This is a genomic window from Klebsiella sp. M041, from assembly GCF_059759695.1.
The window spans coordinates 17,614-43,067 of the sequence record NZ_JCAXWU010000014.1 but is presented as its reverse complement, the minus strand read 5'-3'; the positions used below and the strand labels follow the sequence as shown (position 1 = coordinate 43,067).

The 25,454-nt window shown below is 59.4% G+C and carries 23 protein-coding genes; 9 read left to right on the top strand and 14 right to left on the bottom strand.

From position 1 onward, the window contains the following. Positions 1–13: 13 nt before the first annotated feature. Entirely contained in the window at positions 14–2,722 is a 2,709-nt protein-coding gene (mgtA, locus tag AC6CWS_RS18540) for a magnesium-translocating P-type ATPase (protein ID WP_049013636.1), read from the top strand. Positions 2,723–2,795: 73 nt separating this feature from the next. Here the strand turns inward: mgtA and ridA are convergent, their stop codons facing one another. From ridA to AC6CWS_RS18515, 5 genes are all read right to left on the bottom strand, one after another. Next, positions 2,796–3,182, bottom strand: coding sequence for a 2-iminobutanoate/2-iminopropanoate deaminase (ridA, locus tag AC6CWS_RS18535; RefSeq protein ID WP_002886926.1), 387 nt, complete (start codon positions 3,180–3,182; stop codon positions 2,796–2,798). Positions 3,183–3,335: 153 nt separating this feature from the next. Next, positions 3,336–3,797 (bottom strand): aspartate carbamoyltransferase regulatory subunit, encoded by a 462-nt coding sequence (gene pyrI, locus AC6CWS_RS18530; protein ID WP_002886927.1) that lies wholly within the window; start codon positions 3,795–3,797, stop codon positions 3,336–3,338. Between the two features lie 13 nt (positions 3,798–3,810). After that, complete coding sequence (pyrB, locus tag AC6CWS_RS18525; RefSeq protein WP_004206522.1) at positions 3,811–4,746, bottom strand: aspartate carbamoyltransferase; 936 nt, start codon at positions 4,744–4,746, stop codon at positions 3,811–3,813. A gap of 2 nt (positions 4,747–4,748) precedes the next feature. Beyond that, complete coding sequence (locus tag AC6CWS_RS18520; protein ID WP_227650304.1) at positions 4,749–4,808, bottom strand: pyrBI operon leader peptide; 60 nt, start codon at positions 4,806–4,808, stop codon at positions 4,749–4,751. Beyond that, the gene (locus tag AC6CWS_RS18515) at positions 4,783–4,887 is read right to left on the bottom strand and encodes a pyrBI operon leader peptide (protein ID WP_002886930.1); all 105 of its coding nucleotides are present in this window, start codon (positions 4,885–4,887) and stop codon (positions 4,783–4,785) included. Before AC6CWS_RS18515 ends, AC6CWS_RS18520 begins: the two co-directional genes overlap by 26 nt. 194 nt (positions 4,888–5,081) lie before the next feature. Here AC6CWS_RS18515 and AC6CWS_RS18510 point away from each other — a divergent pair, with 194 nt between their 5' ends. After that, entirely contained in the window at positions 5,082–5,534 is a 453-nt protein-coding gene (locus tag AC6CWS_RS18510; RefSeq protein WP_065882698.1) for a YhcH/YjgK/YiaL family protein, read from the top strand. Positions 5,535–5,603: 69 nt separating this feature from the next. Here the strand turns inward: AC6CWS_RS18510 and argF are convergent, their stop codons facing one another. Then, complete coding sequence (gene argF, locus AC6CWS_RS18505; RefSeq protein WP_032454662.1) at positions 5,604–6,608, bottom strand: ornithine carbamoyltransferase; 1,005 nt, start codon at positions 6,606–6,608, stop codon at positions 5,604–5,606. Beyond that, positions 6,578–6,673 (bottom strand): putative translational regulatory protein ArgL, encoded by a 96-nt coding sequence (gene argL, locus AC6CWS_RS18500; protein WP_370736902.1) that lies wholly within the window; start codon positions 6,671–6,673, stop codon positions 6,578–6,580. The genes argF and argL overlap by 31 nt, the downstream gene beginning before the upstream one ends. Positions 6,674–6,771: 98 nt before the next feature. On the opposite strand from argL, the gene rraB reads away from it, so the two are divergent. Together rraB and miaE are read left to right on the top strand one after the other, a co-directional pair. After that, on the top strand, positions 6,772–7,194 hold the full coding sequence (rraB, locus tag AC6CWS_RS18495) for a ribonuclease E inhibitor RraB (RefSeq protein WP_023291768.1): 423 nt from the start codon (positions 6,772–6,774) through the stop codon (positions 7,192–7,194). Between the two features lie 57 nt (positions 7,195–7,251). Continuing rightward, on the top strand, positions 7,252–8,016 hold the full coding sequence (gene miaE, locus AC6CWS_RS18490) for a tRNA isopentenyl-2-thiomethyl-A-37 hydroxylase MiaE (RefSeq protein WP_023291769.1): 765 nt from the start codon (positions 7,252–7,254) through the stop codon (positions 8,014–8,016). A gap of 252 nt (positions 8,017–8,268) precedes the next feature. On the opposite strand, the gene AC6CWS_RS18485 is transcribed toward miaE, so the two are convergent. Then, a complete protein-coding gene (locus tag AC6CWS_RS18485) occupies positions 8,269–8,772 on the bottom strand; it encodes a GNAT family N-acetyltransferase (RefSeq protein ID WP_032454663.1) in 504 nt (167 codons plus the stop codon). Positions 8,773–8,957: 185 nt separating this feature from the next. Here AC6CWS_RS18485 and AC6CWS_RS18480 point away from each other — a divergent pair, with 185 nt between their 5' ends. Next, positions 8,958–10,151: a YjgN family protein gene (locus tag AC6CWS_RS18480; protein ID WP_074442624.1), complete on the top strand. Its 1,194-nt coding sequence runs from the start codon at positions 8,958–8,960 to the stop codon at positions 10,149–10,151. 47 nt (positions 10,152–10,198) lie between these two features. Here AC6CWS_RS18480 and AC6CWS_RS18475 read toward each other — a convergent pair whose 3' ends face one another. The 3 genes from AC6CWS_RS18475 to pepA form a co-directional block, all read right to left on the bottom strand. After that, positions 10,199–13,054 carry a valine--tRNA ligase gene (locus AC6CWS_RS18475; RefSeq protein ID WP_065882697.1) on the bottom strand — a complete coding sequence of 952 codons (2,856 nt, stop codon included), beginning with the start codon at positions 13,052–13,054 and terminating at the stop codon, positions 10,199–10,201. After that, a complete protein-coding gene (gene holC, locus AC6CWS_RS18470) occupies positions 13,054–13,497 on the bottom strand; it encodes a DNA polymerase III subunit chi (protein ID WP_048296514.1) in 444 nt (147 codons plus the stop codon). The genes AC6CWS_RS18475 and holC overlap by 1 nt, the downstream gene beginning before the upstream one ends. A 121-nt stretch (positions 13,498–13,618) precedes the next feature. Further along, complete coding sequence (pepA, locus tag AC6CWS_RS18465; RefSeq protein ID WP_004206531.1) at positions 13,619–15,130, bottom strand: leucyl aminopeptidase; 1,512 nt, start codon at positions 15,128–15,130, stop codon at positions 13,619–13,621. Positions 15,131–15,519: 389 nt separating this feature from the next. Here pepA and lptF point away from each other — a divergent pair, with 389 nt between their 5' ends. After that, on the top strand, positions 15,520–16,617 hold the full coding sequence (gene lptF / locus AC6CWS_RS18460) for an LPS export ABC transporter permease LptF (protein ID WP_023291773.1): 1,098 nt from the start codon (positions 15,520–15,522) through the stop codon (positions 16,615–16,617). Further along, positions 16,617–17,699 (top strand): LPS export ABC transporter permease LptG, encoded by a 1,083-nt coding sequence (gene lptG / locus AC6CWS_RS18455; protein ID WP_002886956.1) that lies wholly within the window; start codon positions 16,617–16,619, stop codon positions 17,697–17,699. The genes lptF and lptG overlap by 1 nt, the downstream gene beginning before the upstream one ends. Positions 17,700–17,749: 50 nt before the next feature. Here lptG and AC6CWS_RS18450 read toward each other — a convergent pair whose 3' ends face one another. Further along, a complete protein-coding gene (locus AC6CWS_RS18450) occupies positions 17,750–19,252 on the bottom strand; it encodes a helicase HerA-like C-terminal domain-containing protein (RefSeq protein ID WP_048336515.1) in 1,503 nt (500 codons plus the stop codon). A gap of 97 nt (positions 19,253–19,349) precedes the next feature. Continuing rightward, the gene (locus tag AC6CWS_RS18445) at positions 19,350–20,171 is read right to left on the bottom strand and encodes a TIM barrel protein (RefSeq protein ID WP_048296518.1); all 822 of its coding nucleotides are present in this window, start codon (positions 20,169–20,171) and stop codon (positions 19,350–19,352) included. Between the two features lie 351 nt (positions 20,172–20,522). On the opposite strand from AC6CWS_RS18445, the gene AC6CWS_RS18440 reads away from it, so the two are divergent. Together AC6CWS_RS18440 and iolB are read left to right on the top strand one after the other, a co-directional pair. Further along, positions 20,523–22,028: a CoA-acylating methylmalonate-semialdehyde dehydrogenase gene (locus tag AC6CWS_RS18440; RefSeq protein WP_023291776.1), complete on the top strand. Its 1,506-nt coding sequence runs from the start codon at positions 20,523–20,525 to the stop codon at positions 22,026–22,028. Positions 22,029–22,046: 18 nt separating this feature from the next. Continuing rightward, positions 22,047–22,856, top strand: a complete 810-nt coding sequence (iolB, locus tag AC6CWS_RS18435) for a 5-deoxy-glucuronate isomerase (RefSeq protein ID WP_023291777.1) — start codon at positions 22,047–22,049, stop codon at positions 22,854–22,856. A 1,607-nt stretch (positions 22,857–24,463) separates the two neighbouring features. Here iolB and AC6CWS_RS18430 read toward each other — a convergent pair. Then, positions 24,464–25,321 carry a MurR/RpiR family transcriptional regulator gene (locus tag AC6CWS_RS18430; protein WP_004206536.1) on the bottom strand — a complete coding sequence of 286 codons (858 nt, stop codon included), beginning with the start codon at positions 25,319–25,321 and terminating at the stop codon, positions 24,464–24,466. Between the last annotated feature and the right edge of the window lie 133 nt (positions 25,322–25,454).

Here is a 25,454-nt window from a genome sequence, read left to right as displayed (position 1 = left end):
GGAGGGACTGTTTATGCTGAAAAATTATACCCGGCAGCTGTTCGCACAGCTTAGCCGCCATCTGCCACGCCGTTTAGTCCAGCGCGATCCGCTGCCGGACGCCCGCCATCTGGCGAGCGGCCCCATTCCTGAGTCGCTGGGCAAACAGTGCCTGGACGTGGCGGCGATGGACGACCAGGAGATCTGGCGCGCCTTTGACAGCCACCCTGAAGGGCTCAATGAAGGCGAAGTGGCGGCGAAAATCCTCAAACACGGCGACAACCAGATCCCGGCGCAGAAGCCCTCGCCGTGGTGGGTGCATCTGTGGACCTGCTACCGCAACCCGTTCAATCTGCTGCTGACGGTGCTCGGCATCGTCTCCTATTCCACCGAAGATCTGTTCGCCGCCGGGGTGATCGCCCTGATGGTGGGGATCTCGACGCTGCTCAACTTCATCCAGGAGGCGCGCTCGACCAAAGCGGCGGATGCGCTGAAGGCGATGGTGAGCAATACCGCCACCGTGCTGCGGGTGGTCAACGAGCAGGGGGAGAGCCGCTGGCTGGAGCTGCCTATCGACCAGCTGGTGCCGGGCGACATCATCCGGCTGTCGGCGGGGGACATGATCCCGGCGGACCTGCGTATCCTGCAGGCGCGGGATCTGTTCGTCGCCCAGGCCTCGCTGACCGGCGAATCGCTGCCGGTGGAGAAAGTGGCCCACAGCCGCGATCCGCTGCAGCAGAACCCGCTGGAGTGCGACACCCTGTGCTTTATGGGCACCAACGTGGTGAGCGGCTCGGCGCAAGCCATCGTCTTCGCCACCGGCGGCCACACCTGGTTTGGTCAACTGGCCGGCCGCGTCAGCGAGCAGGAGAGCGAGCCGAACGCCTTCCAGAAAGGCATCAGCCGGGTGAGTATGCTGCTGATCCGCTTTATGCTGGTGATGGCCCCGGTGGTGCTGCTGATCAATGGCTATACCAAAGGCGACTGGTGGGAGGCGGCGCTGTTCGCGCTGTCGGTGGCGGTCGGCCTGACGCCGGAGATGCTGCCGATGATCGTCACCTCGACGCTGGCGCGCGGGGCGGTAAAGCTGTCGAAGCAAAAGGTCATCGTGAAGCACCTCGACGCCATTCAGAACTTTGGCGCGATGGACATCCTCTGCACCGATAAAACCGGCACCCTGACTCAGGATAAGATTGTGCTGGAGAACCATACCGACGTCTCCGGCAAGGTCAGCGAGCGCGTACTGCATGCCGCCTGGCTGAACAGCCACTACCAGACCGGGTTGAAAAATCTGCTCGACACCGCGGTGCTGGAGGGCGTTGAACTGGAGGCCGCCCGCGGGCTGGCGGCGCGCTGGCAGAAAGTGGATGAGATCCCCTTCGATTTCGAACGCCGCCGCATGTCGGTGGTGGTGAAAGAGGAGGACGCCGCGCATCAGCTGATCTGCAAAGGGGCGCTGCAGGAGATCCTCAACGTCTCAACCCAGGTGCGCTACAACGGCGATATCGTGCCGCTGGACGACACCATGCTGCGCCGCATTCGCCGGGTCACTGACACCCTCAACCGGCAGGGGCTGCGGGTGGTGGCGGTGGCGACCAGGTACCTGCCGGCCCGCGAAGGCGACTACCAGCGCGCCGATGAGTCGGACCTGATCCTTGAAGGCTACATCGCCTTCCTCGATCCGCCGAAAGAGACCACCGCCCCGGCGCTGAAAGCGTTAAAAGCCAGCGGCATCACGGTGAAGATCCTCACCGGCGACAGCGAGCTGGTGGCGGCGAAGGTGTGCCATGAAGTGGGGCTGGATGCCGGCGAAGTGGTGATTGGCAGCCAGATTGAAGCCATGAGCGACGACGAGCTGGCGGCGCTGGCGAAACGCACCACGCTCTTCGCCCGCCTGGCGCCGCTGCATAAGGAGCGCATCGTGACGCTGCTGAAACGCGAAGGCCACGTGGTGGGCTTTATGGGCGACGGCATCAACGACGCCCCGGCGCTGCGCGCGGCGGACATCGGCATCTCGGTCGACGGCGCGGTGGATATCGCCCGCGAGGCGGCGGATATCATTCTGCTGGAGAAAAGCCTGATGGTGCTGGAGGAGGGGGTGATCGAAGGCCGCCGCACTTTCGCCAACATGCTTAAGTACATCAAAATGACCGCCAGCTCCAACTTCGGCAATGTCTTCAGCGTGCTGGTGGCCAGCGCCTTCCTGCCGTTTCTGCCGATGCTGCCGCTGCACCTGTTGATTCAGAACCTGCTGTACGATGTCTCCCAGGTGGCGATCCCGTTCGATAATGTCGACGATGAACAGATCCGCAAGCCGCAGCGCTGGAACCCGGCCGACCTCGGACGCTTTATGGTCTTCTTCGGCCCGATCAGCTCGATTTTCGACATCCTCACCTTCGGCCTGATGTGGTGGGTGTTCCACGCCAATACCGTGGAGATGCAGACCCTGTTCCAGTCCGGCTGGTTTATTGAAGGGCTGTTGTCGCAAACGCTGATCGTGCACATGATCCGCACCCGGCGCATTCCGTTCGTCCAGAGCCGCGCCGCCTGGCCGCTGTTCGCCATGACCCTGGTGGTGATGGCGGTGGGGATCGCGCTGCCGTTCTCGCCGCTGGCGGGCTATCTGCAGCTGCAGGCCCTGCCGCTGAGCTACTTCCCATGGCTGGTGGCGATCCTGGCGGGCTATATGGTGTTGACCCAAACGGTCAAAGGCTTCTACAGCCGCCGCTACGGCTGGCAGTGAGGGGAAGGTCTGCGGATGACCCACGTAAAAAAGGCAGCCTGCGGGCTGCCTTTTTTCATGCCGGAGTTCGCGATCAGCGACGCACGGCGATGGCTTCGATCTCGATCTTCACGTCTTTCGGCAGACGCGCCACTTCAACGCAGGAGCGCGCCGGGAAGGTGGCGTTGTGCTCAGTGAAGAACGCTTCGTATGTGGCGTTAACGGTAGCGAAATCGTTGAGATCTTTGACGAAAACGGTGGTCTTGACGATATCGCCGACGGTGAGGCCTGCGGCTTCAACGATGGCTTTCACGTTGTTCAGCGACTGGCGCGCCTGCGCGGATACGTCTTCCGGAACGCTGCCGGTTTTCGGGTCGACCGGGATCTGGCCAGAGGTGATGATCATGCTGCCCAGGTCAACGCCCTGAACGTAGGGGCCAATCGCTGCTGGTGCATTTTCCGTCGCAATAGTTTTGCTCATGTTATCTCCAGATGAACTGAGTAATGTTACGCAAAATCATTCAGGTGGCCGCCAGGCGGTAAGCGCTGTGCCGCCGGGCGCAGACGCCGCCTGAAGGACGAAGCGTAGGGTGGTAGCCATTATAGGGAGGCCTACCACCAATACCAACCGCATTTAGTTGGCCAGCACCACATAATGAGAAAACTCTTTTTCGCAGTATTTACATTTGAGTGCGATGTCATCAGCGCGTTTTTTCACTGCAAAACTGGAAGAAACCGGTTCGGCGTGGCTGATACAGTTGCTGTTCGGGCACACCAGCACGCTGTCGATGCGATCCGGCAGGCTCGGGCGGGATTTGCCCACCACTTCGTAATCATCAATGCGGTTTACCGTCGCCTGCGGGGCGTACAGCGACAGCTGGTTAACCTGCTCGTCGGTCAGGAAGGTGTTCTCGATTTTAATCAAATCTTTGCGGCCCATCTCGCCGGAGGGCAGGTTCAGGCCGATGGTGATGCGCTGGTCGGTTTCGGTCAGTTTGAACAGGGTGAGCAGCTTAAAGCCGACCTGCGCCGGAATGTGGTCGATCACGGTGCCGCGTTTGATCGCTTCTACCTGCAGTTTATTGTCGTGTGTCATCTCTCATTTCCCCTTACAGTGCCAGCTCGCTATTCAGTACCAGTGCCAGTAACGCCTGGCGGGCGAAGATGCCGTTACCGGCCTGCTGGAAGTACCAGGCGTGCGGCGTTTTATCGACATCGGTGGTGATTTCGTCAATGCGCGGCAGCGGGTGCAGCACCTTCATATTGGCGCGTGCCCCTTCGAGGTCGGCGGCGCGCAGGACGAACTGCGCTTTGACGTTGGCGTATTCCGACGGATCCAGACGCTCTTTCTGCACGCGGGTCATGTAGAGAATATCCACTTCCGCCATCACGTCGTCGATGGCGCTATGCAGGCTCCAGGCGATACCTTTTTCATCCAGCATATCGAGGATGTACTGCGGCATGGCCAGCGCGTCCGGGGCGATAAAGTAGAAGCGGTTGCCGCTGAATTTGGCCAGCGCCTGGGTCAGGGAGTGGACGGTACGGCCATACTTCAGATCGCCGACCATCGCCACGTTGAGGTTTTCGAGGCGGCCCTGGGTCTCCTGAATGGTGAACAGGTCGAGCAGGGTCTGGGTCGGGTGCTGGTTGGCGCCGTCGCCGGCGTTCAGTACCGGCACGCCGCCGGAGAATTCGGTCGCCAGACGGGCGGCGCCCTCCTGCGGATGACGCATCACGATGGCGTCAACGTAGGTGCTGATGACGGAGATGGTATCCGCCAGCGTTTCCCCTTTTTTGCCCAGCGAGGTGTTGGCGCTGTCGGAGAAGCCGACCACGCTGGCCCCCAGGCGGTGCATCGAGGTTTCAAAAGAGAGGCGGGTGCGGGTCGAGGCTTCAAAGAAACAGCTGGCGATAACCTTATGCTTCAGCAGCTCGGGTTGTGGATTAGCTTTCAGCTTTGCCGCCGTCGCCAGCACCAGTTCGAGGTCTTCGCGGCTGAGATCGTTTATGGAAATGATATGTTTTTGATATAGCGGGTTAGCCATGCTTATCTCCTGACGCCTGGGCAAAAAAAAAGCCCCTTAAATAAGGGGCTTCGGGAATCCAATGAGCAACGGAAAGAAAAACGGCAGGCCAGCGTCTGCATTGAGACGCGCTAAGACAGAATGTCGTACGCAATTGGCCATGCTTCCTCCCGGCAAAACGACTGGCATTATACGCAGACCGTTATGACGATCAAGCGATTCATTCACAAACAGGTAATCGTTTGCCTGCAGAAAAGTGCGCCAGCGCAAAGAACCGTGAAACTGCACTGGTATGGCAGCGACGATGGGGGTATAAAACGCAAAAATGAAATGTTGTTTTATATTCGAGGTAAGCGATGATTATTGGCAATATCCACCATCTGCAGCCATGGCTGCCTGCCGCGCTGCGCGAGGCTATCGAACACGTTATCGCCCATGTCAGCGAGGCGACGCCGCTGGGTAAACATGATATCGACGGCAACAACCTGTTTTATCTGATTTCCGAGGACACCACCGAGCCGCAGGCCGCGCGTCGCGCGGAATATCATGCCCGCTATCTCGATATCCAGATTGTGCTCCGCGGCAGCGAGGGGATGACCTTCAGCACCCTGCCGGCAGGAGAGCCGCAGACCGACTGGCTGGCGGAGAAAGACATCGCTTTCCTGGCGGAGGGGGCGCAGGAGCAAACGGTGATTCTTAACGAAGGGGACTTTGTGGTGTTTTATCCCGGCGAAGTGCATAAACCGCTGTGCACCGTGGGCGCCCCGGCGAAGGTGCGCAAAGCGGTGGTGAAGATGCTGATGGCGTGACAAAGCGTCCTGACGAGCGGTATCCCGGATACGCGCCAAGCGATCCGGGATTTGACGGCGAGCGAAGGACTATTTGCTCAGCGTCGCCACCATCACCGCTTTGATGGTGTGCATCCGGTTTTCCGCCTGGTCGAAGACCACGCTTGCCGCCGACTCAAACACCTCGTCAGTCACCTCCATGCCGCCGTGCAGGCCGTATTCGGCAGCCATCTGTTTGCCCAGCGTGGTCTGGTCATCATGGAACGCTGGCAGGCAGTGGAGGAATTTGACCTGCGGGTTGCCGGTCAGCGCCAGCATCGCACTGTTAACCTGATAGTCGCGCAGCAGGGCGATACGTTCGGCCCATTTTTCCTTCGCCTCGCCCATTGAGACCCAGACGTCGGTATAGATAAAATCGGCGCCTTGCACCCCCGCGGCGATATCTTCCGTCAGGGTGATGTTACCGCCCTGCTGTTTCGCCAGCGCGGTACAGGTTTCCACCAGCGCGGCCTCCGGCCAGCAGGCCGAGGGCGCCACCAGGCGCAGATCCAGACCGGTCAGCGCCGCGGCTTCCAGCATCGAATTACCCATGTTGTTGCGCGCGTCGCCGGCGTAGACCAGCGTCATCTGGTTAAAGGCTTTGCCCGGCAGGTGCTCTTTCATGGTCAGCAGGTCCGCCAGCAGCTGGGTAGGGTGGAACTCGTTGGTGAGGCCGTTCCACACTGGCACGCCGGCGTATTGCGCCAGGGTCTCCACCACTTCCTGGCCGTGGCCGCGGTACTGAATGCCGTCGTACATCCGTCCGAGCACGCGGGCGGTGTCCTTGATCGACTCTTTATGGCCAATCTGGCTGCCGCTGGGCCCCAGGTAGGTCACGCGGGCGCCCTGATCGTATGCGGCAACTTCGAAAGAGCATCGTGTACGGGTTGAGTCTTTTTCGAAGATGAGCGCGATGTTTTTCCCTGCCAGTTTCTGGACTTCGATACCGTTTTTCTTATCGGCTTTCAGCTTTGCCGCCAGCTCGAGCAGGGCGGTGATTTCTGCAGGCGTAAAATCGAGTAACTTTAAAAAATGCTTCTGGTAAAACGCAGACATGGTTCCCTCACCTGGCATAGGCCACTAATTGAATTAAAATTCAATTTATATGTATGAATATTCATTTGCAAGTCTGTGATCGAAATCTTTCACTGAGAAGTGGAGGCAATGACGGCGGTATGTGACAATAGGGATAACTGCCGCACATTATGAGGAACGAGCCATGGCAAACCCGGAACACCTGGAAGAACAGCGTGAAGAGACGCGTCTGATTATCGAAGAGCTGCTGGAAGATGGCAGCGATCCGGACGCACTGTACACGATTGAGCATCACCTCTCTGCAGACGATTTCGAAACCCTGGAGAAAGTGGCGGTGGAAGCGTTTAAGCTGGGCTACGAAGTGACCGAGCCCGAAGAGCTGGAAGTGGAAGAGGGTGAAGTGGTCATCTGCTGCGATATTCTGAGCGAATGCGCCCTGAACGCAGAACTGATCGATGCCCAGGTGGAACAGCTGATGACGCTGGCAGAAAAATTTGACGTCGAGTATGACGGTTGGGGCACCTACTATGAGGACCCGAACGGTGAAGAAGACGGCGAGGATGACGAAGATTTTGTCGATGAAGACGACGATGGTGTTCGTCACTAAGTCGCAGAAGATGTAGATGATACGGCGGCGCCAGCCGCCGTATAGCAAGGAACCTCCATGGATTACCCGCAGATACTCTCCCCGATTATCAACTTCCTGCACTGCCCGACGCCGCAGGCGTGGATTGACGAAGCCCGCAAGCCGGAAAACCTGCCGCTGCTGCTGACCGACCATATGGTGTGCGAACTGAAAGCGGCGCAGAACGCCATGCTGCTGGTGCGTCGCTACGTCGCGGATAAAGCCGACGCCGACGAGCTGCTGGCCTGCCTGAAGCCGTATGAAGACTTCACCTACCGCCGGGGGCCAGAGCCGGATTTTGTCGCCCTGCATAAGCGGATCAACAAAAGCGCCATGCCGCAGACCGACGACCCGTGGGGCCGTCAACTGCTGGACAGCATGATTTTGCTGATTAAAGAGGAGCTGCATCACTTCTGGCAGGTGCGGGAGATGATGCTGGCGCGCGATATCCCCTACGTCAAAATCACCGCCAGCAACTATGCCCGCGGCATGCGACGGGAGGTGCGCTCACATGAGCCGGTGATGCTGATCGATAAGCTTATCTGCGGCGCCTATATCGAGGCCCGCTCCTGCGAGCGCTTTGCGGCGCTGGCGCCGTGGCTGGACGACGATCTGCAGAAGTTCTATCTGTCGCTGCTGCGCTCGGAAGCGCGTCACTATCAGGACTACCTGGATCTGGCGCAGAAGATTGCCGGAGAAGATATCAGCGAACGGGTCCGCCAGCTCGGCGAGGCGGAAGCGGCGCTGATCCTTCGTCCGGAGGCCGAGTTCCGCTTTCACAGCGGCGTGCCGGCGGCGGCGTAGCCCACGCTGTTCGGCTCCCGTCGCCCCGGTCGCCACTCACGCCGGCAGTCTCAGTAGCCATGGGGGGAGAGATAGCGTTGAGAGCTTCAGCTCGCCATGGTACGGGCCGTAGGTCGGGTAAGGCGTTAGCCGCCACCCGACAAAAAAACGGCACCGCGAGCACGGGTAAGGTGCAAGCGGTGCCATCCGGGACATACCCCGGCTCGCGCTACGCTTAGCCGGGCTACCGGGGAGGCCCAGGGTAGTGATTCGTTACAGCGTTTTCAACATCCGCACTTCGCAGTCCACGTGGCCGGTACAGCCCAGCGGACCGTCAATATGTTCGAAGCCAAGATGCTCATATAAGCCGATCGCCTCCGTCAGGAAGGCGGTGGTTTCCAGATAGCAGCGTTTAAACCCTTGCTCGCGGGCGTAGTCCAGCGCCAGCAGCGCCAGCTTCTTCGCCAGCCCCTGGCCGCGGGCGCTGGTCATGAAATACATTTTCTGCAGCTCGCAGATATCCGGCTCGCTGCAGGCGAGCGGCGCGACGCCGCCGCCGCCAACCACTTCACCCTCTTTCTCCACCACCCAGTATGCGGAGCCCGGCTGGCTGTACAGCTCATACAGTTCATCGAGATTCGGGTCGGCGACCGTATAGCCTTTATCGGCGGTCAGGCCATATTCTGCGGATACCTGGCGGATGACGGCCGCTATCGCAGCGTTATCCTGTACCGCGATACGGCGTAAAGTAAAGGTCTGTGGCGCGGCAAGATTCATAGAATCACTCAATTTTAGCTTAAATAACCATATATTTCTTTAATACCATTATTCGTTTACAGGCGCAAGGTGCGCGTGAAATGTATTGCCGGGAAAATTCAAAATAATATATTCTGCTCGCTTAATGCCGATGCGCATTATTTATTATTTTTATATATGGTTTAAAGTACAAGGACGACTTTTTTATGAGTATGATTTCAGGGCAATTGCAGCGTTCTGGCCATTCTTTTGTTTTTCATGGTCAGGCCGGGCGCTATTTTATTATTTGTCTGGTTAATATTATTTTTTCTGTAATAACTTGTGGGTTATTTATTCCATGGGCATGGGTACGGAGTCGCCGTTATCTTTGTGAGAATATGGAGGTTAATGGCGCCCGCTTTGCCTATCACGGGCGCGGTATCACGATTTTACTCAGCTGGCTATTGATATTTGTCGTGCTGGTTTTACTCAGCTTAGCGCTTGCCATTTTCTCTCCCGGTAGCGAAGGGCTGGAGACGCTGGCATTTCTTATCCTGCTGCCGGTAATGATAATTAAGGGGTTAAGCTACCATGCGACGATGACCTCTTTCGCGAATATTCGCTTTGGGGTTCAGTGTCATCTGCTGCGCGGATGGTGGATTATGCTCGGCTTACCTTTGCTGATATACGTGCTAACAGCGGTGGTGTTCGCCATGCTGGGAAGTCGGCTCTTTTACAATGGCCTAAATAGCATGCTGCTGGGGATCGTTGTTCTGCTTTTGCTGGCGCTAGTTATTATGGCAATAACCAGCGGTGTGGTTTACAGCCACTGGCTTGATCTCATCGGCAAAGGCGCAACCTTAGGCAAAAATAAATTTAATATTTATGTGAGTACTAAGCGTTGTGTGGTGATTTTTTTATGGGCAACGGCGATTTTGTTGCCGTTTATCATCATTTTTATTGGCTTTTTATTTTCCGCATTCGCTCAACTGCTGACGGGCTGTATGTTTGGTCTGTGCAGTGAAGGTTCGGCACTGTTTATGGCATTGCGACATCTTGGGGCGATATTAGGGGGATATATATTCCTCACTATCGGTATCGTGTTATCCATGGCATACCTTCGTGTGGCTTTACGTAATCACGCGATGAATAACCTGGTGCTGGGGGACAGCGTTCATTTTCGTTCCACCCTGACGTTTTTCGGTCTTGCTCCGCGTTTACTGGCGTTGACGTTTCTCACGCCGCTGACGCTGGGGCTGGCCTATCCCTGGTTCAAGATTGATTTGCTACGCTATATTGCTGAAAACACGACGATGGTCGGTGAGTTCGATTCGCTCGATCTGCAGCCGGCGGCACCACCGCAGCCGACGGTATCTGACAAACTATGCGGCGGTTTTTTTCCGATGCTGCCGTTCCTGTAATGTAAAAAGGCCGGAGCAAGCTCCGGCCTTTTTTCTATCGCGAGCAATTACAGCGCGGCGATCACCGCCTGCTGCTCAATCAGCTTCGCTTTCGCTTCCGCGTAGCCTTCCAGCTTCTCGCGCTCTTTGGCGATCACCGCTTCCGGCGCGCGGGCGACAAAGCCTTCGTTAGCCAGCTTGCTTTCGATGCGGCCAATTTCGCCTTCGATTTTGGCCACTTCTTTCGCCAGACGCGCCAGCTCATCTTCTTTGTTGATGAGGCCCGCCATCGGGATCAGCAGCTCGGCGCCGTCGACGATCTTGGTCACGGAGACCGGACCTTTATCATCGGCAGGCAGCACGGTAATGCTTTCCAGACGCGCCAGATTCAGCAGGAAGCTGCGGTTGTCGTTCACGCGACGCTCGGCCTCTTTGCTGCAGCCGCGCAGCAGCAGTTCCAGCGGTTTGCCCGGGGCGATGTTCATTTCCGCACGGATGTTACGTACGGCGACGATCGCCTGCTTCAGCCATTCGGTGTCGGCCAGCGCCGCGTCATCCACCTGAGAGGCATCATACTGCGGGAACGGCTGCAGCATGATGGTGTCGGCGGTGATCCCGCAGATGGCCTTCACGCGCTGCCAGATGGTCTCGGTGATGAACGGAATGATCGGATGCGCCAGGCGCAGCAGGCCTTCCAGCACGGTCACCAGCGTATGGCGAGTGCCGCGCAGTTCCGCTTCGCTGCCGCCGTTCATCACCGGCTTGGTCAGTTCCAGGTACCAGTCGCAGAACTGGTTCCAGGTGAACTCGTACAGGATGCCGGCGGCGATATCGAAGCGGAAGTTATCCAGCGCTTCGCGATACGCTTTGACGGTGTGGTTGAATTCCGCGAGGATCCAGCGGTCGGCCAGGGAGAGCACCCTCTCGCCGCCGTTGAAGCCGCAATCCTGATCTTCGGTGTTCATCAGCACGAAGCGGCTGGCGTTCCACAGCTTGTTACAGAAGTTACGGTAACCTTCCAGACGCTTCATATCCCAGTTGATGTCGCGGCCGGTAGAGGCCAGCGCCGCCAGGGTGAAGCGCAGGGCGTCGGTGCCGTGCGGCTCGATGCCGTTCGGGAACTGTTTCTCGGTGCGCTTACGGATTTTCTCCGCCAGCTGCGGCTGCATCATGTTGCCGGTACGTTTCTCCAGCAGCTCCGGCAGGGTGATGCCGTCAACCATATCCAGCGGGTCGATAACGTTACCCTTGGATTTGGACATCTTCTGGCCTTCGTCATCGCGGATCAGACCGGTCATGTAGACGGTCTTAAACGGCACCTGCGGTTTACCGTTTTCATCTTTGATGAAGTGCATGGTCATCATGATCATGCGGGCGATCCAGAAGAAGATGATGTCGAAGCCGGAGACCATCACGCTGGTCGGGTGGAACTGACGCAGGGCGTCGGTGTTTTCCGGCCAGCCGAGAGTGGAGAAGGTCCACAGCGCGGAGGAGAACCAGGTATCCAGCACGTCTTCGTCCTGGCGCAGCGCCACGTCGGCGCCGAGGTTATTTTCCTGGCGTACTTCGTCTTCGGTGCGGCCCACGTAAACGTTGCCGTCGTTGTCATACCATGCCGGGATGCGGTGACCCCACCACAGCTGACGGGAGATACACCAGTCCTGAATATCGCGCATCCAGGAGAAGTACATGTTTTCGTACTGCTTCGGCACGAACTGAATGTCGCCGTTTTCAACGGCTTCCACCGCAGGTTTGGCCAGCACGTCCGCGCGCACGTACCACTGGTCGGTCAGCATCGGTTCAATAACCACGCCGCCGCGGTCGCCGTAAGGGACGGTCAGGTCGTGCGGTTTGATCTCTTCCAGCAGGCCGAGGGCGTCAACCGCCGCAACGACGGCTTTACGCGCCGCGAAGCGTTCCAGTTTCTGGAACTCCGCCGGGATCTCGCTGGAGTAGACGTCGGATTCATTGCCTTTGGTGTCGTACACTTCCGCGCTTTCGCGGATGTCGCCGTCAAAGGTCAGGATATTGATCATCGGCAGCTGGTGACGACGACCCACTTCGTAGTCGTTAAAGTCGTGCGCCGGGGTGATCTTCACGCAGCCGGTGCCTTTCTCCATGTCGGCGTGTTCGTCGCCCACGATCGGGATGCGGCGGTTAACCAGCGGCAGCACCACGAATTTGCCAATCAGATCTTTGTAGCGCGGATCTTCCGGGTTAACGGCCACGCCGGTATCGCCCAGCAGGGTTTCCGGACGGGTGGTGGCGACCACCAGGTAGTCTTTACCGTCAGCGGTTTTCGCGCCATCGGCCAGCGGGTAGCGGATATGCCACATGGAACCTTTCGATTCGCGGTTTTCCACTTCGAGGTCGGAAATGGCGGTGCGCAGTTTCGGGTCCCAGTTAACCAGGCGTTTGCCGCGGTAGATCAGGTCTTCTTTGTACAGGCGAACGAAGACTTCTTTCACGGCATTGGAAAGGCCTTCGTCCATGGTGAAGCGCTCGCGCTCCCAGTCAACGGAGTTGCCGAGACGGCGCATCTGACGGGTAATGGTGCCGCCGGATTCCGCTTTCCACTGCCAGATTTTGTCGATAAAGGCGTCGCGGCCGTAGTCGTGGCGGGTTTTCCCTTCTTCAGCGGCAATCTTACGCTCAACCACCATCTGGGTAGCGATACCCGCGTGGTCGGTCCCCGCCTGCCACAGGGTGTTTTTGCCCTGCATGCGCTGGTAGCGAATCATGGTATCCATGATGGTTTGCTGGAAGGCATGACCCATATGCAAACTGCCGGTGACGTTCGGCGGCGGGATCATGATGCAGAAGCTCTCCTGGCTTTCATCACCATTCGGTTTGAAATAGCCCTGCTTTTCCCAGTGCTCGTAAAGCGGCTGTTCGATATCTTGTGGGTTGTATGTCTTTTCCATTATTTCCAGGTTGCCGTGTTCAGGTTGAAACCAGCCATGCGGTACGCCTTATAGCGTTCGCGCGCCAGTTGTTTCAGATTTTCTTCGTAAGGGACAAAGTCTATCACTTCTGTGAAAGCGGTGGCAAAATCTGCAAAGTTAAGCCGCAGGCTGATCAGAATATCCCGCGGGCTGCTGTTGCGCTTTTGCGGCCAGGCAATCTCTACCGGCGCGCCGCCTCGCGGGCCTTCGCCCGCCAGATTGTGCGGTACAAAGCTCTCCGGTGGTCGCGACCACAGCGCCTCATCGAGACGAATCGCCTGCTGCTCATCTTCACAGGCGATCAGGACGCGCTTGCCGTTGCGCCAACGTTCTGCGGCAATGTCACACACCAGCTGCTCGACGGCGCTCAGGCCTTCGACGGTGTCTTCGTTGTCCAGAAGATAGAACGTTGCGTTTTTCATATATGGGGCTTCTTGTTGTGGATTTAAATGTAAAGCCGGGCGGCGCTACGCTTACCCGGCTTACAAACGGCATCTTTCCGTAGGCCCGGTAAGCGTAGCGCTACCGGGCATCAGACGGCAATCACTCTTCGCCGTTAAAACCCGCGCGATTGAGCAGGAACTGCGACAGCAGCGCGACCGGACGACCGGTGGCGCCTTTGGCCTTACCGGAACGCCAGGCGGTGCCGGCGATGTCGAGGTGCGCCCAGTTGTACTTGCGGGTGAAGCGCGACAGGAAGCAGCCGGCGGTGATCGCGCCGCCAGGACGGCCGCCAATATTCGCCATATCGGCAAAGTTGGATTCCAGCTGATCCTGGAACTCGTCGGCCAGCGGCAGACGCCATGCGCGGTCGCCCGCCAGTTCAGAGGCGCCGATCAGCTCATGGGCCAGCGGGTTATGGTTCGACATCAGGCCGGTGATGTGATGGCCGAGGGCAATCACGCAGGCGCCGGTCAGCGTCGCGACATCGATAACCGCTTCCGGCTCGAAGCGCTCAACGTAGGTCAGCACGTCGCACAGCACCAGGCGGCCTTCGGCGTCGGTGTTGAGCACTTCCACCGTCTGGCCGGACATGGTGGTCAGAACATCGCCCGGGCGATAAGCGCGACCGCCAGGCATGTTTTCACAGCCCGCCAGCACGCCGATCACGTTCAGCGGCAGCTGCAGCTCAGCAACCATCCGCATCACGCCGTACACCGCCGCGGCGCCGCACATGTCGTACTTCATCTCGTCCATGCCTTCGGCCGGCTTGATAGAGATACCGCCGGAATCGAAGGTCAGGCCTTTACCGACCAGCACGATAGGGCGCGCGTCTTCCGACGGGTTGCCTTTATACTCGATGACCGACATCAGCGACTCGTTCTGCGAACCGTTGCCGACGGCGAGGTAGGCGTTCATTCCCAGCTCGCGCATCTGCTGTTCGCCGATCACCCGGGTGATAACGTTTTTGCTATAGGTATCGGCCAGCTGGCGCGCCTGGGAGGCCAGATAGGCGGCGTTACAGATGTTCGGCGGCATGTTGCCGAGATCTTTCGCCGCTTTGATGCCGGCGGCGATCGCCAGCCCGTGCTGAATGGCGCGTTCGCCGCTGGTCAGCTCGCGACGGGTCGGCACGTTAAAGACCATTTTACGCAGCGGGCGACGCGGCTCGCTTTTGTTGGTCTTCAGCTGATCGAAGCTGTACAGCGTCTCTTTGGCGGTTTCCACCGCCTGGCGAACTTTCCAGTAGTTGTTACGACCCTTGACGTGCAGCTCGGTCAGGAAGCAGACTGCCTCCATTGAACCGGTATCATTCAGGGTATTGATGGTTTTCTGGATGACCTGCTTGTACTGACGCTCATCCAGTTCGCGCTCTTTGCCGCAGCCAATCAGCAGAATGCGCTCAGACAGAATGTTCGGCACATGGTGCAGCAATAACGTCTGGCCAGGTTTGCCTTCCAGCTCGCCGCGACGCAGCAGGGCGCTGATGTAGCCGTCGCTGATTTTATCGAGTTGTTCGGCGATGGGGGAGAGGCGACGTGGTTCAAAGACGCCGACCACGATACAGGCGCTCCGCTGCTTCTCCGGGCTACCGCTTTTTACACTGAACTCCATGCACTATGCTCCTGAATCTTAAAGACAACAGTGGTGGCTACGGCTATACTCGTCGCCTTTCAAGTTGCAGATGCGCCGGCTGCGCCTGCTTACCCTGACGTGGCACATTGTGCGCGCCAGGGGCCACAGCCCTGCTGCCTTCTTACAACTCGAAATCCATTGAGTATATAATTGCAAGCTTTCGTAACTCATGTCCGCTGTTGCGGTGACTTCGTGTTAATCTTAACGTTAATAAGGCCTGGGTTCGTCAGAAAAGATCCTGACATGCAGAACCGATGAGTCATTTAATCTTAGCGACGTTTTCGACGACCAAAGAGAATAAATGACGTTTAAGCCATGAAACAAGCAATTTTCCTGCACTAAAACGGGTTTTTACGGGCGTATTTATAGTGATAATCATAAGATATCTGGTTCGTGAGACGCTGAAAAGCCAGTTGGCGATCCTATTCATCCTGTTACTGATTTTCTTTTGCCAGAAATTAGTCAGGATCCTCGGCGCTGCGGTGGATGGCGATATCCCAACCAATCTGGTGCTCTCGCTGCTGGGGCTCGGCATCCCGGAGATGGCGCAGCTTATCCTGCCGTTAAGTCTGTTCCTTGGCCTGCTGATGACCCTCGGCAAGCTGTACACCGAAAGCGAAATTACGGTGATGCACGCCTGCGGCCTGAGTAAAGCCGTATTGATCAAGGCGGCGATGATCCTCGCGCTGTTCACCGGCGCGGTGGCGGCGGTCAACGTGATGTGGGCAGGGCCGTGGTCGTCGCGCCATCAGGATGAAGTGCTGGCGGAAGCCAAGGCCAACCCCGGCATGGCCGCGCTGGCCCAGGGCCAGTTCCAGCAGGCCAGCGATGGTAACGCGGTCATGTTTATCGAGAGCGTGAACGGCAACCGCTTCCATGACGTCTTCCTTGCCCAGCTGCGCCCGAAAGGCAACGCGCGCCCCTCCGTGGTGGTGGCGGATTCCGGCGAGCTGTCGCAGCAGAAAGACGGTTCGCAGGTGGTGACCCTCAATAAGGGCACCCGCTTTGAAGGCACCGCGATGCTGCGCGACTTCCGCATCACCGACTTCAATAACTATCAGGCCATTATCGGCCACCAGGCGGTGGCCGCCGATCCGGACGACACCGAACAGATGGATATGCGCACCCTGTGGCAGACCCACACCGATCGTGCGCGCGCCGAACTGCACTGGCGCTTCACGCTGGTGGCGACCGTCTTCATTATGGCGCTGATGGTGGTGCCGCTCAGCGTGGTCAACCCGCGCCAGGGCCGCGTGCTGTCGATGCTGCCGGCGATGCTGCTCTACCTGGTGTTCTTCCTGCTGCAGACCTCGATTAAGTCGAACGGCGGCAAAGGCAAAATGGACCCGGCTATCTGGATGTGGGCGATTAACCTGCTCTATTTTGCGCTGGCGGTGCTGTTAAACCTGTGGGACACGGTGCCGATGCGCCGCTTCCGCGCCCGTTTTAATAAAGGAGCGGCCTGATGCAGGCGTTTGGCGTACTTGACCGTTATATCGGTAAGACGATTTTCAACACCATCATGATGACCCTGTTCATGCTGGTGTCGCTCTCCGGCATTATCAAGTTTGTCGATCAGCTGAAAAAGTCCGGGCAGGGTAGTTACGATGCGCTGGGCGCTGGCCTCTACACCATCCTCAGCGTGCCGAAAGACATCCAGATCTTCTTCCCCATGGCGGCGCTGCTTGGCGCGCTGCTGGGGCTGGGGATGCTGGCCCAGCGCAGCGAGCTGGTGGTGATGCAGGCGTCCGGTTTCACCCGGCTGCAGGTGGCGCTGGCGGTGATGAAAACCGCGATCCCGCTGGTGCTGTTGACCATGGCGATCGGCGAGTGGGTGGCGCCGCAGGGCGAACAGATGGCGCGCAACTACCGCGCCCAGCAGATGTACGGCGGTTCGCTGCTTTCCACCCAGCAGGGGCTGTGGGCGAAAGATGGCCATAACTTTGTCTATATCGAACGGGTAAAAGGTAACGATGAGCTGGGGGGCGTCAGCATTTATGCCTTCAACCCGGAGCGTCGTTTACAGTCGGTGCGCTATGCCGCCTCGGCAAAATTCGATAGCGAGAATAAAGTGTGGCGCCTGTCGCAGGTGGATGAATCCGATCTGACCGATCCGAAGCAGGTGACCGGGTCGCAGATGGTGAGCGGCACCTGGAAAACCAACCTGACGCCGGACAAGCTCGGCGTGGTAGCCCTGGATCCGGACGCGCTGTCGATCAGCGGGCTGCACAACTATGTGAAATACCTGAAGTCCAGCGGCCAGGATCCGGGACGCTACCAGCTCAATATGTGGAGCAAAATCTTCCAGCCGCTGTCGGTGGCGGTGATGATGCTGATGGCGCTGTCGTTTATCTTTGGCCCGCTGCGTAGCGTGCCGATGGGCGTCAGGGTGGTGACCGGGATTAGCTTCGGCTTTATCTTCTACGTGCTGGATCAGATTTTCGGCCCGCTGACCCTGGTGTACGGCATACCGCCGATCATCGGCGCCCTGTTGCCAAGCGCCAGCTTCTTCCTGATAAGCCTCTGGCTGATGATGCGCAAGGCCTAGCGAACTCGGCTACGGAACGTAAGCCCCCTCAACGATGAGGGGGCTTTTTTTTAGCGCTTGCGGCCGCCCAGCAGACTGCCCAGCATGCCGCGGACGATCTGATTGGTGACCTGGCGAACCGCGCTTTTCGCCGCGGTCTGCACGATACCGTCGCGTTTGCCGCCGCGCGGGCCGGTGCTGCCGAACAGGATATCTTTCAGGCCGCCGAGCAGACCATCGTCATCCCCGCTCTGCTGACCCTTCGCCGGCGGAGCCGACTGCTGCTCGGTAGTGACCTGCACCCCTTGCTGCAGCATCTCGAAGGCCGACTCGCGGTCCACCTCTTCTTCATACTTGCCGTACAGCGGCGAGTGATTCAGCAGGCCATTGCGCTCATCATCGCTGACCGGCCCCATTCGCGAGCAGGGGGCGATAACCATCGCCCGCTCGACCACCGAGGGGCTGCCTTTCTCATCGAGGAAGGAGATCAGCGCCTCGCCGGTGCCCAGCTCCTGGATCGCCTGCTCGGTACTGAAGGCCGGGTTGGCGCGCATGGTCTGGGCGGCGGTTTTCACCGCTTTCTGATCCTTCGGCGTAAAGGCGCGCAGCGCGTGCTGTACGCGGTTGCCCAGTTGGCCGAGCACGGCGTCGGGTATATCCGCCGGGTTCTGCGAGACAAAATAGACGCCGACGCCCTTGGAGCGAATAAGACGGATCACCTGTTCGATTTTATCCAGCAGCACCTGCGGCGCGTCGTTGAACAGCAGATGCGCCTCATCGAAGAAGAACACCAGTTTGGGCTTGTCGAGATCGCCCGCCTCCGGCAGACGCTCGTACAGCTCGGAGAGCATCCACAGCAGGCTGGCGGCGTAGAGCTTCGGCATCTGGTAGAGCTTTTCGGCGCTGAGGATATTGATTATCCCTTTGCCGCTGGCATCGACGCGCATCCAGTCGGCAATATCCAGCATCGGCTCGCCGAAGAAGTGCCCGGCTCCCTGTTGCTCCAGAGTCAACAGTCCGCGCTGGATGGCGCCGACCGAGGCGCTGCTGATATTGCCATACTGGTTCTGGAAAGATTTGGCGTTGTCGCCGATAAACTGGGTGATGGCGCGGAGGTCTTTGAAGTCGAGCAGCAGCAGACCGCGGTCGTCCGCGATGCGGAAAATAATGTTCAGCACGCCGCTCTGCACCTCATTGAGATTGAGCAGGCGCGCCAGCAGCAGGGGGCCAAGATCGGAGACCGTCGCCCGAACCGGGTGGCCCTTCTCGCCAAAGATATCCCAGAGCACCACCGGGTTGGCGTGCGGCTCCCAGTCGCTGACGCCGATCTTCTCCAGCCGCGCCTGCAGTTTCTCTGAGCTCTGCCCCGCGGCGGCAATGCCGGTCAGGTCGCCCTTGACGTCCGCCATAAATACCGGCACGCCAATTTCCGAGAACGACTCAGCCAGCTTTTGCAGGGTGACGGTTTTACCGGTGCCGGTCGCACCGGTGATCAGCCCATGGCGGTTGGCCATCGCGGGCAGCAAATAGAGCGCGTTATCCAGCGTGCGCGCAATCAACAGGGGTGAGCTCATGATCGATTCCTCCATTTATCCTGCGACGATTATAGGCAACCTCGTCGTCCGGCGTTGGGGAAATCGTCACGCGCCGCGCACGCTGTCGCGAGAGGCCTCAGGCGCAGTGGCGCTGGATAAGCGCAATGCTCTGCTCAATTTCGCGCTCGATATCCGCTTCGCTCCACTGCGCCAGCTCGGGGGCGAAGGGTTCAAAAGCGTATACCCCCTGATAGCCGCGGGCTTCCAGCGCTTTAACCTGCTCGCAGGTGCCGAGGCGATCCTGCGGCGTCAGCATGATGCGCTCGGCATCGGTGAGCTGCTCGCGCGGACGGGTATCGTCCACCCCGGAGAGGTGCACCAGACCGATGTCCGCCACCTCCACCTGGCTGAACTCGTCCGCCGCCTGCGGGTAGAGATGGTGATGGAAGGTGTCGATCAGCAGCTTAAACGGTACGCGGGCATCATGGATCAGCGTCTGCGCCTGGTGCGCCGATCGCAGCGAGCTTTGCGGAAAGCCCAGCGGCTCCACCAGGCCGTGGATGCCGTAGAAGGCGAACAGCGGCGCCAGGTCGCGCAGGGCGCCTAAGGTGTCGCTGGCCGGCACCTCGTTGCCGTCGTTGAGCGGGCATAGCACCAGCGATTTGGCGCCGATGGCCTGGGCCTCTTTCAGCAGCGACTCGGTCAGCTGCCGCACCTCTTCGCTACGGCGGTTAAAGGGATAGACCGCGTTAATCGTCAGGATCTCGATGTGGTAACGCGCCGCCAGCTCGCGCACCTGCTGATGGCTCAGATCGTCGGTCACTTTCCCGCTGGGTAAATCGTTGCGCAGCTCGACTTTATTCAGGCCCAGACGGTTCACCAGACGGAAAAACGCTTCAATGCTGAGCGCTGGCGCGATTTTGCGGTTAATACAAAAACGTTGCATTGCGATGGCCATAGGACACTCCTGACGGAAGAGGGTTGGGTTCGTTCAATTGGCTAACAGTCAAAACGTTTATTCCAAAATAAGCAAGAATGAAAATGATGATTGTTTGAGCTGCCTCGCAAAATATTCCCGGCTGCCGCGGCGGGAGCGACCGGGACCGGGAGCCAGGTATCGCGAGGCGGCGCGGCTCGATGGGGAAAGCGCGTAAGCGATGCGTGAGCGGAAAATGCGACTGTTATCACCAAAATGAAATTTCATTTCACAACAATGTTGAAATATAAATTTCATTTTACTACGGTTATAGCACAGCAGAATCAGCGACGGGCCGGCGTGCGCTGGCCCTCTTCACTATGAGGCGAGAACATGACGATCACAGGAAACTTTATTGGCGGGAAAACCGTTATCAGCAGCAGCAACGAAACGATGCCGGTGTACGATCCGGCGACGGGCAAAGCGGTGCGCGAAGTCACGGTATCGACCGCGCAGGAAGTCTCTGAGGCGATTCAGGTTGCTCGCGATGCGTTTGATAGCTGGTCTCGCACCACGCCGCTGCGCCGCGCCCGCGTGCTGTTCAACTTTAAAATGTTGCTGGAGCAGCACGTGGAAGAGCTGGCGGGGATCATCGTCAGCGAGCACGGCAAAGTGTGGTCGGATGCGCTGGGCGAGCTGACCCGCGGCATGGAAGTGGTCGAATTCGCCTGCGGGATCCCGCACCTGATTAAAGGCGAATACTCCTCTGACGTCGGCACCGGCGTCGACAGCTACTCGCTGATGCAGCCGCTGGGCGTGGTGGCCGGGATCACCCCGTTCAACTTCCCGGCGATGGTGCCGATGTGGATGTTCCCGCTGGCGCTGGCCTGCGGCAACAGCTTCGTCCTCAAGCCGCCGGCGCTGGCGCCGACGGCCGCCGTGCGTCTGGCAGAGCTGCTGAAAGAGGCCGGTCTGCCGGACGGCGTGTTTAACGTCGTGCACTGCAGCAATGAAGATGCCGAGCAGCTGTACACTGACCCGCGCATTGCGGCGGTGAGCTTCGTCGGCTCCTCCGGCGTGGCGGAGTATATCTATAAGACCGCCAGCGCCCACGGCAAGCGCGTGCAGGCCTTCGGCGCCGCCAAAAACCACGCGATAGTGATGCCGGATGCCGATCTCGACGCCACCGTTAACGCCATTATGGGCGGCGCCTTCGGTTCCGCAGGCGAGCGCTGCATGGCGCTGCCGGTGGTGGTGGCGGTGGGAGATGAAACCGCCGACAAACTGATCGCTCGCCTGAAGCCGCTGGTGGAAGCGCTGAAAGTGGGCCCGGGCTGCATGCGCGGCCAGGAAGAGAACGAGATGGGGCCGGTGGTGTCTGATACTCACCAGAAAAAAGTGCTCGGCTATATTGATAAAGGCGAAAGCGAAGGGGCAAAACTGGTGGTCGATGGCCGCAAACTGCGCGTGCCGGGCTACGACGCGGGCTATTATATCGGCGGCACCCTGTTCGATCACGTCACCCCGGAGATGACCATCTGGCGCGAAGAGATCTTTGGCCCGGTGCTGGGGATTGTGCGCGCGGCGGACTATGACAGCGCCCTCGAACTGGTCAACAGCCACGAGTTTGGCAACGGCAGCGCCGTCTTCACCAGCAACGGCCACACCGCGCGTGAATTCGTCCACGACGTGCAGGCGGGGATGGTCGGGGTGAACGTGCCGGTCCCGGTGCCGATGGCGTTCCACAGCTTCGGCGGCTGGAAGCGCTCAGTGTTTGGCGCGCTGAACGTCCACGGGCCGGACGGCGTGCGCTTCTACACGCGCATGAAGACCGCCACCGTACGCTGGCCGGCAGGGCAGCAGACCGTATCTGAATTCAGCATGCCGACGTTAGGTTAATCGGCGAAGGAGAGCGCCATGTCGTTACTGGCTAAATCGCGAAAAGAGGGACAGATCCAGCACATTACGCCGCAAAGCGCCGGTTGGCGCTATATCGGCTTCGATGTCTGGATGTTGAAAAAAGGGCAGACTGTGACGCTGGAGAGCGGCGATCGCGAGCTGTGCCTGGTGCTGGTCGCTGGCCTGGCGTCGGTGAAAACGCAGCAGGCCGATTTCCCGAATCTCGGTAAACGGATGTCGCCGTTTGAACGTACCCCGCCGTGGTCGGTATACGTGCCGCCGCAGGATCGGGTCGAGGTGACCGCCGATTCCGATCTGGAGCTGGCGGTGTGCAGCGCGCCGGGCAAAGGCAGCTTCCCGGCACGCCTGATTCGGCCGGAAGACGTCGGCGTGGAGCACCGCGGGAAAGGGCGCAACCAGCGCCGGGTGCATAATATTCTGCCGGACAGCGCCGAGGCGGATTGCCTGCTGGTGGTCGAGGTCTACACCGACGAAGGGGCCACCAGCTCGTGGCCGTCGCATAAGCACGATACCGCCCAGCCGGGCAAAGAGACGCAGCTGGAAGAGACCTACTATCACCGCTTCGATCCGCCGCAGGGCTTTGCCTTCCAGCGGGTCTACACCGACGACCGCAGCCTGGACGCCTGCATGGCGCCCTATAACCACGATGTGGTGATGGTGCCGCGCGGTTACCATCCGGTGGCGGCGATTGCCGGTTACGACAGTTACTATCTGAACGTCATGGCCGGGCCGGATCGGAAATGGCTGTTCACCTGGGAAGAGGACCACGCCTGGATCAACACCCCGGAATATCCGCGCCACGACTAACGTGACGCGCAGACGCCGATAAAAAAGGCCGGTTAGCGATGCTAACCGGCCTTCTTGTCTATGGGCTGCGGGTGTTTTTTCGCGAAAGGCTCCGCGGAATCTCACTTCCAGGCCCGGCAAGCGCAGCGCCGCCGGGCAGTCAGGCACCGTACCCGTGGCTGTGCCGGATGGCGCTACGCTTATCCGGCCTACGGGGTCCTCTCACAGGCTCATACCTCGTAGGCCCGGCAAGCGCAGCGCCGCCGGGCGATGACAGCGGGTACGGAGCCGTTTTGTGCCGGGAGGCGGCTGGCGCCTTACCCGGCCTACGTTCTTACGACCTGTCGTTAATTTATTCACCATTGTTGCTGAAACTGCCGGTGCTGACGGCCTCAAAATCGCTGAGACGTTCCCGGAAGGCCGGGGCAGCCCGCATGGATGCGGGCTGAGGGCCGTGTTTTGCACGGACGCTGCCTCGGCCCGACCCGAAGCCTGCAGGGATAAGTCGAAGGTACCGCGCAGCGGCGATTTTGCTGGCCGGAGCCCGGGGGTACAGGGGGCGGCGGCGACTGGCCGCCCCCTGTGCGCTCCCTGCGCCATGCCAGGCATAACGCAGACGATTAACCGGGAGCGCAAATTTCACTGAAGTTACACGTGATAAACGCTTTGTCTGGCCGGGAAAGTTGCAAACCGAAAACAGTGTCTACGGCGACCCGCAAGCGCATATATCACACGCCCGGCAAGCGCAGCGCCGCCGGGCAGGACACCTCTGGCGCCATACCCGTCTTGTGCCGGATGGCGCTACGCTTATCCGGCCTACGGGGGCCTCTCACAGGCTCATACCTCGTAGGCCCGGCAAGCGCAGCGCCGACGGGCAAGATATCAGTCACGGTATCCGTGGTGTTGCCGGGTGGCGGCTGCGCCTGACCCGGCCTGGAGGGTTCGTGCGACCTGTCCTTGATTTACCCACTTGCGCGACTGAAACTGCCGGTGCTGACGGCCTCAAAATCGCTGAGACGTTCCCGGAAGGCCGGGGCAGCCCGCATGGATGCGGGCTGAGGGCCGTGTTTTGCACGGACGCTGCCTCGGCCCGACCCGAAGCCTGCCGGGATAAGTCGAAGGGACCGCGCAGCGGCGATTTTGCTGGCCGGAGCCCGGGGGGACAGGGGGCGGCGGCGACTGGCCGCCCCCTGTGCGCTTCCTGCGCCATGCCAGGCATAACGCAGACGATTAACCGGGAGCGCAAATTTCACTGAAGTTACACGTGATAAACGCGTTGTCTGGCCGGGAAAGTTGCAAACCGAAAACAGTGTCTACGGCGACCCGCAGGCGCATATACCCCAGGCCCGGCAAGCGCAGCGCCGCCGGGCAGGACACCTCTGGCGCCATACCCGTCTTGTGCCGGATGGCGCTACGCTTATCCGGCCTACGGGGTCCTCTCACAGGCTCATACCTCGTAGGCCCGGTAAGCGCAGCGCCGCCGGGCGATGAGCGCTGGCACGCAACCTCCTTTGTGCCGGATGGCGGCTTCGCCTTATCCGGCCCACAACGACTACGCTTATCCGGCCTACGGCATCCCCCGCCGGCTTATCCCGCGCCGCCGCGCAACCGACGCCAGGCGGCATATCTCACGCCTTCTGCTTGGCCTCGGACTCCTGACTGCTGTTCAGCGCCAGCGAAACCGCCAGCGTCTGGGCCAGGCACAGGGAAGCAACCTGCGAGCGGAAGCCATCCACCTGCGCTTCCCGCACCACAAAGCAGACATCGCTGAAGGCCGCCAGCGGGCTGACCTGGCTGTCGGTAATGGCGATCTGCCGCGCTTTGCGCTGCGCGCCCAGCTCCACCAGCTCGACCACTTCCCGGGCGTACGGCGAGAAGCTCACCGCCACCACCACGTCTTTCGGGCCGACCAGACTCAGCTGCTCGGTGAACATGCCGCCGAGGCCGTCGATCAGAAAGGCTTTGCGATCGAGGTGGCGCAGCGCATAGGTCAGATAGGAGGCGACGCTGAACGACCGGCGCAGGCCAATGACGTAGATATTTTCCGCCTCACCCAGCAGGGCCACCGCGCGCTCCAGCTCATCGCTGGAGGTCTGCATCGCCAGCTGCTGCAGCGCCTGGTTGTTCACCATTGTGAACATATTGAGGATTTCCGTCGGCGTTTCCGGCGGGCTGGACTCATCGCTGGTGGTCTGGCGGAACAGACGGGCACGCTCGGTATAGTTGGCGGTCTCTTCCATCAAATGCTGCTTGAACATCTGTTTCATTTCGTTAAAGCCGCTGAAGCCGAAGGCGTTGGCAAAACGAATCAACGTGGAAGGGGGAACATCCGCCTGTTGCGCAATGGAGGCCACGGTATCGAAAGCCACGCTATTGCTGTTATCAAGGATATAGCGGGCGACCTGTTTCAGACGTTTGCTTAACGTATCGTAGCGACGCCTGATTTCATCCTGCAGGATGGTCAGCTGTGTTGGGTTATTGGCCATAGAGTGCGCTCTGAGAAAATGGAAGGAATATGGCTTCCAGTGTACCAAATGAAGCGAATTTTTCATTTATTGCGACGAAATACGCGATTCATTTCACGAAGAAACAGAAAAACGCCCGCTCCGCAAGGTGACG